Genomic DNA, 13,212 nt, shown 5'->3' with positions numbered 1-13,212 from the left:
AATAGAATAAAAATCAATTGAAAAAGCCTCCGTAAAGAGGAGGCTTTTCTTTAAAAAATAAAAAAAATGAGTAAAGTTTTTATTGGAGAAGTAACTCCAGAGCAAGTGGAAATGTTTAAACAGCAACATAAGGTTGTACATAAATTAAAATCAGACAGTGGTGTGTATGCTATTGTTCGCAGACCCACGATGAAGGAAATCGAATACGGTCAGACGATGTTGGCACAAAATAAATTCATTTCTTATAACAAACATCTCTTTGATACTTGTTTGTTAGCACTTAATGAAGATATCCGAGAAGATGAGTATAAAGTCAATGCTTTTGCTTCTCAGATGATGATGGTTGTCGAAATTGAGCGCGTTGAGGTGGAAAAGCTTTAGGAGAAGCACTATTTGAGCGCCAAATGACTTCTCCTACTTCTTCTTCTGGAAAAGGAAAACAACTAACCCAAGAAGAATATTACAAGGCGTTAGATCAATGGATCAGTAGTATTCGGAAGATACATGGAGCTATTCGATATTATTTGAAACTAGAACCTTACGATATGGAATTATGGGAATGGGCGCATCGATTTAGAGAGTTGGAATGGATAAGAAAAGAAGAATCAAAAGTAGGACATGGCTAATTTATCAGAATATATAGAAGGAGTAAGAGAGAATACATTTAGTGGGATGCAACGATTGGGAGAGGGAACTTTTGGCGCTGCAAATAGAATGCAAGGATTGGAAGATAATCTTTCAGTATCGCATTCAGATTCAAGCAGGAATACCTCCCGACAATCAGCTACCACGAATCAACAGGGGTTCATCAATCAAGCAGATATTAGGATGCTTAACTTATACAATATTGAACTGAATGTTTTTCAGGAACAGATGAATAATGTAGAGAGTACGGCTTCGAAAAGTAAGTTAGGTACTTGGTTAAAAAACACATTCGATGCATCATCTATTGGGAAGATGTTCAATAACCCTATGCTATTGCTGCAAAAAGTACTCAGTACGGGTATGAAAAATGATTCCAATACAGTCAGTTTTGAAGTTTTACTTCACTCTGAGAAGGCAGCTAAAAAACTGATGCAAGATCTCAGTGGAATTAAAATGGATCAAGGTGCTTTGTCTGGTGCAGCTGATGGGATGTTGAGACAAGGCGTAGATCAAAAGGATGTAACCCCGTTGTTGAGTTCGATGGGAGATATTTCAGGCGGAGATGGTGAATCTTTGGGACGTTTAGCTGCGGCTTATGCCCAGGTAAACAACGACGGAAAACTGCTTGGAGGGACGTTAAATCAATTGACAAATGCGGGATTTAATCCGCTATTTCAAATGTCTCAATCTACCGGAAAATCTATGGAAGAGCTAAAAGCAGAAATGGATCAAGGATTGATTTCTACTGATAGGTTGAAGCAAGCGTTTTTTGACGCAACAGGAGAAGGAGGACAATTCCACAATATGCTTGAGAAACAAGCCGATACATTAGGAGGGAAATGGGAGGGATTTTATGCGTAAAATAAACGGAGGCTTACTTCAACTCTATAGCGTTATTGGTCCTGTTGTAGAAAAGTTAGTGGAATTTGGAGGAGCTGCATTTGATGCTGTAGCTAATGGTTTGGAATGGCTGGTAACAAAATTAGAAGAAGGGAACCCTTGGATCTATGGTTTTGCAATAGCAGTAGGTGCGGTTATTTTAGCTCTTGCGATTATGAAAACGGGAATGTTTTTGGCAGCTATTGGTCAAGCAGCCTTAACTACGGTAACAAATTTATCTAGCTTGGCTTGGTGGAAATTAAATGCTGCGATGTTGGCAAATCCTATAACCTGGATTATTGCTGGTGTTATTGCATTACTCGCTTTAATTGGTTTTTTGATTTATAAAATCGATGGTTGGGGAGAAGCTTGGGAACATACCGTAAGCGGAGTAAAGCACCTATGGAATGGAATGCTCAATGGTTTAAAATTGGGATGGCTTGGTTTTTCTAATGCTGTTTTGAATGGTCTTGATTTAATTCGTCTAGCTTTTTGGAACAATTTGGCTTTGATGGGAAATAAAAAGGCTAAACAAGAGATGGGAGAGATCATACATGGAATGGCAAAGCGTCAAAAGGAAATCACAGATACCGAAAACGAGATGAAAGCTGATTTTGCAGCTTATGCGGAATCAGGGGTAAAAGCCTACGGATCTTTGAGCTTCAATGATAAGGATTTTGGGGATTTTACTAATGAGTTTAAAGCAAGTATTGGTTTTGGTGATGGAAAAGAGACTTCAGGTATTGCCGATACTAAAGGAACACCTGGTACGCAGCAAATAGATACGTCGATTAACACCAGTCAAGGAGCTCAAAACAATTCAAACGCAGCAGCAACCACTGCAAATGGAGGAACAAAACACAACTATATTACTATTAGTTTAAATGATTTAATAGGTGTTGTCAATATTAACAAAGCTGGATTCCAAGAATCAGTAGAAGACATGGAAGGAGAAGTAACCGATGCTTTACTTCGTCTATTGGGATCCGCTGTAAATGCAGGAAATTAAGATGAATGATATGATATTGAGCTCGTTAATGGGAGGGGAAATTATTAAACAAGCACCTCCTTTTATAGCGCTAGAACAAGCTTTAGGTATTTCGGTAGTCTCTCATAATTCAGACCCCTCTTGGAATAATGTAAATAGTCGAGTTGCTAAAGAACAACAGTTTTTTCCATTGACTTTGTCTGTAGATGGAGGAACCGCTTTTACATTACCCTATGAACCTTTAATCAGTATTGAGGGAAAAAATAGTATAGTAAAACGCTCGGTGCTCAAGTATAACGAACAATTCTCTGGAAGTACGTATGGTACAGTGAAAGAACGTTGGAGCACAGATGATTATAAAATTTCAATTACAGGTGTTTTACTAGGGGAAAATGAAAGGGGAACCTATGATCAAGCCTTTCCTCGGGAAGACTTCGAATCGTTAAAGTATTATTTGTTGCAAGGCAAGGAAATTGCCGTTACTTCCCCGATTTTTGAAATCATGGGTATTCATTATATCGCTATAGAAGATTTTAGCTTTCCCTTCGTAAAAGGCGAAAATGTGTTGGCTTATGAAATCAAAGCCTTATCTGATGTACCACTACAATTATTTGAATAATAAGATGGTTACCATGTGTTATCAAGTCAGTTTTAAAACTGAGGAAGAAAAGACCTATAACCTCAATCTCTTGCATGCAGTAGAAATTGAGAAGTCTGTGGAAAAATTAGCTGCTACTTGTACCATTACCTTACCTCTTTTTCGCTATAACAATCCCTTGTTTGTCCATGAGGATATTAAACGCGGAACGGAAGTAACGGTATGCTTGGGGTATGATAATCAGTTGGAAGAAGAGTTTAGGGGCTATGTAACTAAGATTGTGTATAACAATAGTTCCATTGTAATTGAATGTGAAGATGCCTTATTCTTGTTTAGAAAGAGTTTGAAAAATGAACAACTCCAGGAAATTACGTTGAAAGATCTACTTATTCATATCAGTAAACAGATAGATCCTACCTATACAATAGATTGTGATTACGAATTTACTTATGAAACCTATACCCTAAACAATAAGACAGGATACGATATTTTGAAGGAGATTCAAGATAATCTCACTGCTAATGTTTGGTTTAATACAAAGGAGAAAATTCTATATGTTCACTTGCTTTACACCGATAAATTGGGAAAGGTAAAATATTCTGCACATAAAAATATAGAATCTTCTACTTTGGAATACGTACTAGGAGAAGATAGAAAAGTAGAGGTTATTGTGGAAATTACGGAGGCTAATGGAAAAGCGAAACAAATCAAAGTAGGAGAGCATGGAGGAGAGCAGTTTTCGTTAAAAATTGGAAATGCAAAAGGGAAGGATATTCAAAAATTAGCCATGTCCATTTACGAAAAAAAGAAAGCAGATCGTTTAAATGGATCCTTGACAAGTTGGTTGGTACCTTTTGTATCTCCTGGGTTTACTGTAGAAATTATTGATCAAGAATATCCAGAACGAAGGGGATCCTACTATGTTGCAAGTGTAAAAACTAGCTTTAGTGATGCAGGGGGAGTGAGAACGATTGAACCTGGAATAAAATTAGGATAGATGAGTGCAAAAAATGTAAGACAATTCATCCAACAGATTGTTGGAGATATGTGGAACCTCCCATTTACTGCAAAAGTTACGCAAATAAAAGGAGAGACCTGCTCCATTCAACTCGCTAGTGGATTGGAATTGAATGGCGTCAGGCTCAAGGCAACTCAAACAGGAGAGGAACAAAAATTATTGCTTACGCCTCGAATTGGCAGTGATGTAATCGTTTTCTCTCAAAGTGGGGACCTGAACAATTTATTTGTTGTGCAAATCAATGAGGTAGATAAAATTGAACTTGTAAATGAGGCAATGCAAATTACCTTAGAAGATAAGGTGAGTATAGTGGTGGATGGCGTGGATCTCGGACAAACGTTGGCCAATCTATGTGAGGCGATCAAAACGCTGACTGTTAGCACGGGAACCGGCCCTTCCGGAACGCCTCTACCACCAACGCAACAAAAAATCCAACAGCTAGAACGCGATTTAAAAACATTGTTTAACTAATGTAAACGGATAAAGTATGGCTTTAGATAAGAGTAAACTAGAAACGGGAATCAAGCAATTGCTTGAAGATATGATGCAAAGAGAAGAAAACTCTTTTGACGAATTTGCGAACCGCTTGGCGACGGTGATTGATACATATGTCAAAGAAGGAGAAATTGAGTATTTAGGCGGATTGGCAAATTCGGGTGGTGCAGTAACAGGAACTATACAAGGAACTATAAAATGAGTAAAAATATTGGAATACAGATTCAAGGAGATAAAGAGCATCCTGCTTTCATGGACTTGCACGTTGAGGTGCAACGAGATCAACAAGGCCTCATTACACAAGGAATCGTCGTGAATGATATTGTGGAGCAAAATAAATCCTTGCTTTTGATTACGCATCCAGGCGAGTGGAAAATGAATCCAACCCTGGGCGTTGGTTTGAGCAATATGCTCTTGGATCACGATTACCTCGCGTGGAGACATCGCATTCGCGAACAGTTTGCCCTAGATGAGTTGGTTGTTTATCGTTTGGACTTATTCCCTAATAAACCCTTTGTCATTGATGCAAACTATAAAAATTAAAAATGAACAATGCTTTTTAGATCTTGTATTAGAGAGTACGGGAACGATCAATAATACTTTGGTCATGGCACAAGCAAATGATACTTCTATAACGGATGAAAAAACAATTGGGAGTATTTATAAAGTTACAGGAAATATTAATAAATCAATAGGTGGTGTATTGAATATTTATATACCAGCTACAGGATTGATATCGTATAAAAATGTATTTAATTATAGATTACCACATATATTACCAATGTTTTAGATATGAGAAGTAGAGAAGAAATAAAAGGTCAAATGACTGAAGAGTTTTTAGATAATGAAGAAATCGTGTCTAAATATAAATTAGATAAAAACAAAACGTTTGAGCAACAGTTTTCCAAGGTTAGTCTTGAGAACTTATTGTTTGATTTTATTTCGTTTGGGATATGGATTTTGGAGGGACTGTTTGATTTGTTTAAAAAGGATATTGATGATCAAATTGCTAAATCAAGGGTACATACACAAAAGTGGTACCGTGAAAAAGCATTAGCCTTTATGTATGGTTATTCGCTTAATGAGAGTGATGTGTATGATACTGAAGAAATGACAGAAGATCAAATAGAACGGTCTAAGATAATTGCAAATGCAGCCGCACAAAAGATAGTTGTTGGTGGACGTGGAGTATTAAGAATTAAAGTGGTTAAAAAGGAAGGTGTAAATATGATTCCTCTAGTACCTGTGGAACTGCAAGCATTCACGGCTTATATGAACTTGGTAGCAGATGCAGGAACATACGTACAACCTACTTCAGACAAAGGTGATAATCTCAAACTAAAGATGGATATCTATTATGATCCATTGGTTTTGGATACTGAAGGTAAACGTCTTGATGGTACTAAAGTGGCTCCTGTTTCTGATGCAATAGAAAACTATTTGCGTTCAATTGAATTTAATGGTGAGTTTATTAAAAGCGAACTTGAGGATGTCGTTAAACGTGTAGAAGGTGTTTTGTACATAAACATAAAGGATGCTTGGACTAAATATGCTTCTTATAGTTATGAAACTACCAGTGTAGATAACGCAGGTGTGGTTGATGAAATACGTAGACCTGATTCAGGTTATTTGATTCTAGACAAAATAACTTCAACATTTAACTACCGAGCATATGAACAATAATGTATACAGGATAGATTGGGATAAGTTAGTTAAGTTGTTCTTGCCCATTACTCTGAGACAACCCTTGTTGATATGGTTGTTTTGGAGTTGTATTAATCCTATTAAATCAATTCATTCTCTATTCTTAAACTTTAGAAAAGATAGACTTAAAAGAGTTAGTTACAATAGTCAAGTAGTATATCTGCAAAAGATGTTAAACGATGAATTTGATCCGTTCTTAAAACGAATCAAGGTTCAGAATAACAGTATAGATGATAGGCGATTACTGTATGTTCAACAAAGACAAAAGCCTATTTATTTAGGTGAAATATATTTATTCAGTGAGAAGTGGATAAGAAATTATGACTTCTTAGTGTTTATATCTGAGGATGTAATACTGGATAAAACGCAATTAATCACAATGAAAAACTTAATCGAATACTACAAGTTGTATTCAAAAAATTACGAAATAAGATATGAGTCAAGATAAACATTTAATTATAGAAAAGGATGGCTATCCTTTACAGATAGAGAGTGTACAAACCTTAAATGATGCTTCACAACAGGCATTAACAAGTATAGCAGCTGTGTGTGGATCGAATACAATCTTACAGGGGTGTAATGATTACTTACAAAACGGAATTACCTATATTTCTGATGGAATCGTTTGTATTGATGGGAGAATATTTCAGTTTAAAGGTGGGTTGAAAACTGGTGGCGTGACAATTATCACTGATAAAGTGGATGATGTATACGATACAGGTGATGGAAGTGCTAAACAGATGCTACCAGTGCGTGGGTTTAGTTATGTGACTAACTCAGCTCAAGGTAGTGTGAATATCAATTGGGATAGTTTTGTTAGAGTAGATGATTTATTAACACTTCAAAAGAAAGTAGATAAGATGTTTAAGAAACGAATTCTTTTTTCAGAAACAAAAAGAAATTTGTCTATGCCTGGAGGAATGTTTGGAGAGTGGTTAAAGCTAGAAATTGTATTTCCACAAGAATTACCAAATGATGATTATGCAATATCATGTAATTTAAGTATTGATACAATGGATGTTTTGTTACCAGATAGCTTTAAAATGAATATTATGGATAGAACGAATAAAGGTTTTAAAATAGCTATAGTCGCTGTAAGACAAGAGGCTGTGGAATTGAAATTTAACATTGATTATATAATAGTACAAAATTAAAAAATGCTGCAACCATTAAAAATAAATAAAAAAATTGATAACGATGCTAAGTTAGCACAGATTATCAAAGAAAATATACCTACGACTGAATTCATATTGGCAGATGAAGTGAACGCAATAGTCGGTAAGATCAATGAAATGGTACCTGTAATTAATGTTTCCAATGGAGGTTTTCAAGGGACTTTATCAATTAATGAAAAAAGAGTTGATTCAGGGTTTTACATTCCGACGGAATCAGGTATTTTCATTAATGCGGATAATGTTGTGGTTGATCTTGGCCAAGGTGTGAACTTTGTGACTTATGATGGAAATAAGTGGGAAGTAGCTGTAGTTCCAATAACAACAAGTGGAAAAATAGAAAAAGGAGATACAGGTTTTGTGTCAGGTGGTGAGGTATATAATAATATTCAAAATTTTAAAGAAAATGAAGAGTTTGATTATGCTGTAATTGATCAAAATCAAAAGCTTTTATTTGGTGTTAGAAAAGATGGTAGTCTATTTCCTGATAAAGAAACCAATCTTGAACTCATTTATTCTTCAATTAATGATAAAGTTGATAAAGAAGAGGATAAAACTTTAATAGATAAATCTGTAGCTCAATCTTTTAATATTTTTGAACATCCTGAATTTGCTTATTTAGTTGTTGATAAGGAAAATAAAATAGTGCAATCAGTAACACATAATGGAATCTATTTTCCTCAAAATACTTCAGAAAACACCCCATCCATACAACAGATCGGAAAAGTTTCAAATAATCTTAAAAATCAAGAATCTATTTTTGATATTGAAAAAATAACTGATTATGGAAAACCTACAGCAGAATATCATATCAAGACTGATTTTAAAGGTCGAATTTCTGTAAAAGGTAAGTTTATTCGAGATATTAATAGTACAGAAAAATTACAGTCATTCATATCAACGCCAACAAACTCAATTTTAGAGGTTGTACATTCAAAACCGATTCAGGCAATAGAGAAATTATATTTAGCTGATACTTACGACATAATGTTGCCTCAAGCTGCATTGCAATCAGGTTTTAAAAGTGGTGAAACTATTAGAAGATATGAGAACTACAATAATAGAGCATCTAAGTTCACTATGATGGACGGAATAAAAGGTGATCAAATGATTATGATATGGTTTAGGGGAAAACCTATAATCGAAAAGATTAGCAATATTACTGAAGTATCAAATACTAATTCAATGTTGAATTACTATACTGAAATAGAGCAAAGAAATAGAAGTAATTCTTTACAAGAGTTTTATCAAGACTTGTACATATCGATTGAAAATAATGAATTGACTATAGGTAGAGATAGTGAAGGAATAATCTTTTCAACTTCTTTGCAAGACTCTAATGGAAAATGGAAAAACTTAAAAGATTTTTATGAGGAGCTAGTTCCTCCAACCCCATTAGATGCACATCCTAAGAATCCTATTTCATCGCTTGTTGATTTTTATATTGATCACATAAATCTAAATACGCTAGAGGATACAAGTACTGTTCTTCAGTGTGGTAAAATTTATTTGATTAGTTATCTCAAACAATGTATAAATCCTGATAATCTTGGAGAGGGAAATACAACCGAAATGGCTTATGATTGCTATCCTTTCTTCATTCATAGTAATGTAGATAAATCAGAACACATCTTTGATCTTATCTTAAATGATAAGTCAATCGATGTGTTTGTAAATGGTTTGGAATATTCAAGTTTTCCAAAAGAGGGATTAATTACTCTGGGAAATTCACAGTCTGATCTGCAACTGTATGATTTAGAAATTAACTATGGTGATTATGGTGATGCAGAGGTTTATACTCATTACAACCATTTTACTTCAATTGCTTCATCAAGAACTCCAATTTGCTTTGGAATTATGGCGCATAACATTTACGATACATATGAAGGTAGTACGCATACATTAGGCAATTTAGGTATTTCAACTACCAAGCTTTATCGAGTTTTAGAAGATGCAAAAAGTAAAGGATATTCATTTATTAACTTTCGTCAATGGGTAGATTGGCAGTCAGGAAATGGCTCTATTCCTAAGAAAAGTATAATATTAGTTACTGATGATGACCAGATACACAAGTGGTGGCAGGATAATCAGAAGATTCGAGCATCCTTCGAAAGGAAAGGTGCAAAAATAAACTTTGCCCAAATTATAGAAGCGTTACTAGAACCAAATAGTACAACTTCTCCACAAATAGTTCTAGATGTACAGTTGTCAGGTCATGGAGTGGCTAATCATACTAGATGGCATAATTGTCCACCATTCAATAAAACAGCTCCTACATTTATGATAGAACTTGCTGAAAACAGGTTTGTAATGAGTAAATATGGAATATGTCAAGAAGTGATGGTGTATAACAAATCAGGAGGAGATTATTCTGGGCTACATGGAATGCTTGAATATTATGGATATGTTGGAGCAATTGGTGTAGCAAGACATACAGATCAGTATGGCAAATTGCATCAAAATCGATTTTCATTCACAAGAATGAATATAGGAACAAGTAGTGAAATTATTTTAATGTAATAAAAATGGAAAATAAAAAATGTTTTATAGTAAAGTTGGATACTGTTATAGATAACGCTAGTGCCCCTATTTTAGGAGGACTAAGATTTACTTTTAAACCAACAGGTAACTCTATTCGAACAGTTGTTGCTCTTAATACATCAGAACCTGTAGTCTATAAAATTATAGGTCCTGGTAATTTCTTAAATAGTAATGGAACTGTAATTGGAAAAGAAATGACAACACAAAATGGCTTAATATTAAGTGATGATACTAGAGAAATTCTAATGACAGACAAATACAAATTAACCCAATTTCGTGGTGTTGAATCAAATATGTCACTGGCTTTTTTAGATATTAATACTTCGGATTTTAAGTATTGCCCTCTAAGGCAATTAATATCAAGCAATATTGTTGGTGATTTGAAAAATTTACCTCCAACAATTACGAAGTTAACTATTTCTAGCTCTTTTGCTGATGGATTCATGACTGGGGATTTTACCTCTTTATTAGCGTCGTCTGATGCTGTAAATGATGGATATATTTCTATTGTTGGAAATGGAGATTTGATATCATGTGATATATCAAAATTGAGTCAGGAAAAACAAACTAATTTATTAAGATTAATCTTAGAAGGGATAAATATTACAGGAGAAGTAACAAATCTAGATTTTAGACACTTGAATTTTTTTAGGGCACATAACACGCTTTTAAAAGGAAATATGAAGTGTTTCAACAATTCAAAAATAACCTCACTTGAAGCTTCAAGTGCGGCTCTTACAGGTGATATTGCTTTACTACCTGCAACCTGTAAATTAGTTCGCCTTTCTAATCAATCGGTTTTAACCTATTCATCATCTTCGGTAAATAGAACAGATATGGTTATTTTGCATCGAGTAACAATGGATACTGAAAGTATTGATAGGTATTTACAAGACATGGCTATTTTGAATAAACCAATAGGATCAACTTTGGGCATTTTGATATATGGTACAAGAACTTCTGCTTCAGATGCTGCTATGAACACTATTATCTCTAAAGGAGTTACAGTAGCGCTTATTTAAAAAGAAGAAAAAAAGATAATAATTCTTTGATAATTTTAATTGAAAGCCATTTAAACAACTTTAAATGGCTTTCAATTTTGTTTTTTTGTTAAAATGTATATTTTAATTCCATGAATAAAATGTATCTAATATTTTCCTAAAAATAATCGCCCAACAGAAAACAACACCAAAATTTATGTCTTACCTTAGCCCTAGGGGAAAAATAGAATTAAAAAAAGGGAGTATGTCGGTAGAGCATGTTGGAATCCAGACGTTTATTACAAATTATAACGCAACAGATCGCGATTGGTTGGAACTAAAATGGAACGGAAAATTTGGCGCGAAGTTCAAAGATGAGAATTATATCTTTAGACAACAAATTGCAAGTATCGTTTGCGATCAGATTCACACGGTGAATCTTGACTTGATTCGCGATTTATTTATTGAATTGGGCAAAGTCGCTCAAGTGAGTTTTTCTGTTTTTCAAAACTATCATATTTTAGCCCAAGAACTCTTGGAACGAGGTGGAAAAGAATACCTTTTTGACTATGTATGTGCAGCACATATTTCTTTTGATACGTTTTTAAGTACAGCCAATATCCAACTTTCATCAGAGCGAACAGATGAAATATTAACTTATTTTGATTTCTTAAAGCAAACAGAATCCGATCCTCAAGTACAGAAAATGTTGACGGATCACATTCGAAGTCGTTTTGTGAGCTTACAAAAATTGAGTTAAACAGTAAATCAGTAAACCTACTAATCCACCAACCAACGTTCCGTTAATTCGGATAAATTGTAAATCTTTACCCACTTCGAGTTCTAACTTATCACTGAGTTCACGGCCATCCCATTGATCTACCGTATTTCGAATTAAGGTGTTCACTTCTTGGGTGTTGCGCAAAGCTAATCGGTATAAGGTTACTTGCGTCCAGTGATTGAGTCGCTGTTGTAAATCGAGATCTTGTGCAATGTTCTGCGCGATAGATTGAATCGTTTGTTTGATATAAGTGCGCACAGTCGAACCTTGTTCTTGAAGCTGAGTGAGCAGCGCCTGTTTAGACGTCTGCCAAAAATCGGTTAAGCAGTGATGGATGACCTCTTCCGTAACAAATTGATGTAAGATATCGTGTAATTTCTCTTTCCAGATAGGTGACGTTTCTAGATCCGTGGCGAGTTGGGTCAATTGCAAGGTGATTTCCTCTCGTACTTTATGCTGTTCATTGGTCTGAATATCCTCCAAGAACGCGTGTAATCCTTTAATTAATTGATTCGTAACCGTTTTTCCACCTACTAATCCCAAAAGCGGTTTTTTCTCTATAATTTGATTGTAAATTTCCGTGCGATGTTCTTCCACATAAATCTGAATTTTGGGTAGAACCAAAGTAATCAAACGGTTGTGTTCATTTTGATCGAGAGCATAACGTACCCCTTGGGCGACAAACTGTTGCAGGTTGATTTGATCGATGCCCTGTTGGGCTTTTTTAGTCAAGAAATCAATGATTTGTTTTTCATTGAGATCCTCAATAATGGATTGCATCAAGAAAACCAGCTCTCGTTCTACGAGTTGTTGGCTTTTAGGTTGATTGAGCCAAGTTGATAAAAAAGGAGCCACTTGTAGCTTATCAATATACGGGCGAATGGTTGTTGGTGTTAAGAAATTCTCCGTAACGAAGTTACCGAGATTATCACCAATGTCCTTTTTCTTGTTTTCAATTAAATTGGTATGCGGAATTTTTAATCCCATGGGATGTCGAAATAAAGCCGTCACCGCAAACCAATCCGCTAAAGCCCCTACCATAGCTGCTTCAGCAAATGCCTTGACATAGCCCATCCAATTCGCTGGACTGTATTTTAGCAGATACACCATGACTAAGTAAACAATCGCCATGATTAGAAATAGTCCCGTTGCAATTCGTTTGTGTAACCGTAATTGTGCTTTTTTATCTGGCATACCCTCGTTTTTAGTTAAAGATAGGGATTTTTTTGGGATGAGAGGATGAGAGGGTGAGGTGGTGAGAGGGTGAAAAAAACTGTAGTGGCAAATGGCAATTTGCCAAGTAACTGGATAATTCCCGATGAGATGGTATGGTGATGAGAGGGTGAAAAACTGTAGTGGCAAATGGCAATTTGCCAAGTAACTAGATGATTCCCGATGGCAATCCTTTCTT

16 protein-coding genes are annotated in these 13,212 nt (G+C 35.1%); 15 read left to right on the top strand and 1 reads right to left on the bottom strand.

Annotation, left to right across the window (positions count from 1 at the left end; all coding sequences use genetic code 11):
* Window positions 1–66 precede the first annotated feature (66 nt).
* From M2306_RS10125 to M2306_RS10055, 15 genes are all read left to right on the top strand, one after another.
* A complete protein-coding gene (locus M2306_RS10125; RefSeq protein WP_259189520.1) occupies window positions 67–381 on the top strand; it encodes a hypothetical protein in 315 nt (104 codons plus the stop codon).
* A 23-nt stretch (window positions 382–404) separates the two neighbouring features.
* A complete protein-coding gene (locus M2306_RS10120) occupies window positions 405–626 on the top strand; it encodes a hypothetical protein (RefSeq protein WP_002990554.1) in 222 nt (73 codons plus the stop codon).
* Window positions 619–1,506: a tape measure protein gene (locus tag M2306_RS10115; protein WP_498882842.1), complete on the top strand. Its 888-nt coding sequence runs from the start codon at window positions 619–621 to the stop codon at window positions 1,504–1,506. The genes M2306_RS10120 and M2306_RS10115 overlap by 8 nt, the downstream gene beginning before the upstream one ends.
* Complete coding sequence (locus M2306_RS10110; protein WP_498882841.1) at window positions 1,499–2,533, top strand: hypothetical protein; 1,035 nt, start codon at window positions 1,499–1,501, stop codon at window positions 2,531–2,533. The genes M2306_RS10115 and M2306_RS10110 overlap by 8 nt, the downstream gene beginning before the upstream one ends.
* 1 nt (window position 2,534) lies before the next feature.
* Complete coding sequence (locus M2306_RS10105) at window positions 2,535–3,131, top strand: DUF6046 domain-containing protein (RefSeq protein ID WP_259189517.1); 597 nt, start codon at window positions 2,535–2,537, stop codon at window positions 3,129–3,131.
* A complete protein-coding gene (locus tag M2306_RS10100; protein WP_230848061.1) occupies window positions 3,085–4,107 on the top strand; it encodes a hypothetical protein in 1,023 nt (340 codons plus the stop codon). The genes M2306_RS10105 and M2306_RS10100 overlap by 47 nt, the downstream gene beginning before the upstream one ends.
* Window positions 4,108–4,599, top strand: coding sequence for a hypothetical protein (locus M2306_RS10095; RefSeq protein ID WP_259189515.1), 492 nt, complete (start codon window positions 4,108–4,110; stop codon window positions 4,597–4,599).
* A 16-nt stretch (window positions 4,600–4,615) separates the two neighbouring features.
* The gene (locus M2306_RS10090) at window positions 4,616–4,825 is read left to right on the top strand and encodes a hypothetical protein (RefSeq protein WP_259189514.1); all 210 of its coding nucleotides are present in this window, start codon (window positions 4,616–4,618) and stop codon (window positions 4,823–4,825) included.
* A complete protein-coding gene (locus M2306_RS10085) occupies window positions 4,822–5,166 on the top strand; it encodes a hypothetical protein (protein WP_259189513.1) in 345 nt (114 codons plus the stop codon). The genes M2306_RS10090 and M2306_RS10085 overlap by 4 nt, the downstream gene beginning before the upstream one ends.
* Window positions 5,147–5,413 carry a hypothetical protein gene (locus M2306_RS10080; RefSeq protein ID WP_259189512.1) on the top strand — a complete coding sequence of 89 codons (267 nt, stop codon included), beginning with the start codon at window positions 5,147–5,149 and terminating at the stop codon, window positions 5,411–5,413. The genes M2306_RS10085 and M2306_RS10080 overlap by 20 nt, the downstream gene beginning before the upstream one ends.
* Before the next feature lie 2 nt (window positions 5,414–5,415).
* Complete coding sequence (locus tag M2306_RS10075; RefSeq protein WP_259189510.1) at window positions 5,416–6,306, top strand: hypothetical protein; 891 nt, start codon at window positions 5,416–5,418, stop codon at window positions 6,304–6,306.
* Window positions 6,307–6,761: 455 nt separating this feature from the next.
* The gene (locus tag M2306_RS10070) at window positions 6,762–7,481 is read left to right on the top strand and encodes a hypothetical protein (RefSeq protein WP_259189508.1); all 720 of its coding nucleotides are present in this window, start codon (window positions 6,762–6,764) and stop codon (window positions 7,479–7,481) included.
* Between the two features lie 3 nt (window positions 7,482–7,484).
* Window positions 7,485–10,019, top strand: coding sequence for a hypothetical protein (locus tag M2306_RS10065; RefSeq protein WP_259189507.1), 2,535 nt, complete (start codon window positions 7,485–7,487; stop codon window positions 10,017–10,019).
* A gap of 5 nt (window positions 10,020–10,024) precedes the next feature.
* Window positions 10,025–11,062, top strand: coding sequence for a hypothetical protein (locus M2306_RS10060; RefSeq protein ID WP_259189506.1), 1,038 nt, complete (start codon window positions 10,025–10,027; stop codon window positions 11,060–11,062).
* Window positions 11,063–11,285: 223 nt separating this feature from the next.
* Window positions 11,286–11,780, top strand: coding sequence for a hypothetical protein (locus M2306_RS10055; RefSeq protein WP_115092732.1), 495 nt, complete (start codon window positions 11,286–11,288; stop codon window positions 11,778–11,780).
* Here the strand turns inward: M2306_RS10055 and M2306_RS10050 are convergent.
* Window positions 11,763–12,995: a DUF445 domain-containing protein gene (locus tag M2306_RS10050; protein WP_259189505.1), complete on the bottom strand. Its 1,233-nt coding sequence runs from the start codon at window positions 12,993–12,995 to the stop codon at window positions 11,763–11,765. The two genes, M2306_RS10055 and M2306_RS10050, sit on opposite strands and share 18 nt — an antisense overlap.
* Between the last annotated feature and the right edge of the window lie 217 nt (window positions 12,996–13,212).

It is taken from the genome of Myroides gitamensis, assembly GCF_029894455.1.
GTDB lineage: Bacteria > Bacteroidota > Bacteroidia > Flavobacteriales > Flavobacteriaceae > Flavobacterium > Flavobacterium odoratum.
This window is presented reverse-complemented; position numbering and strand designations above follow the sequence as displayed.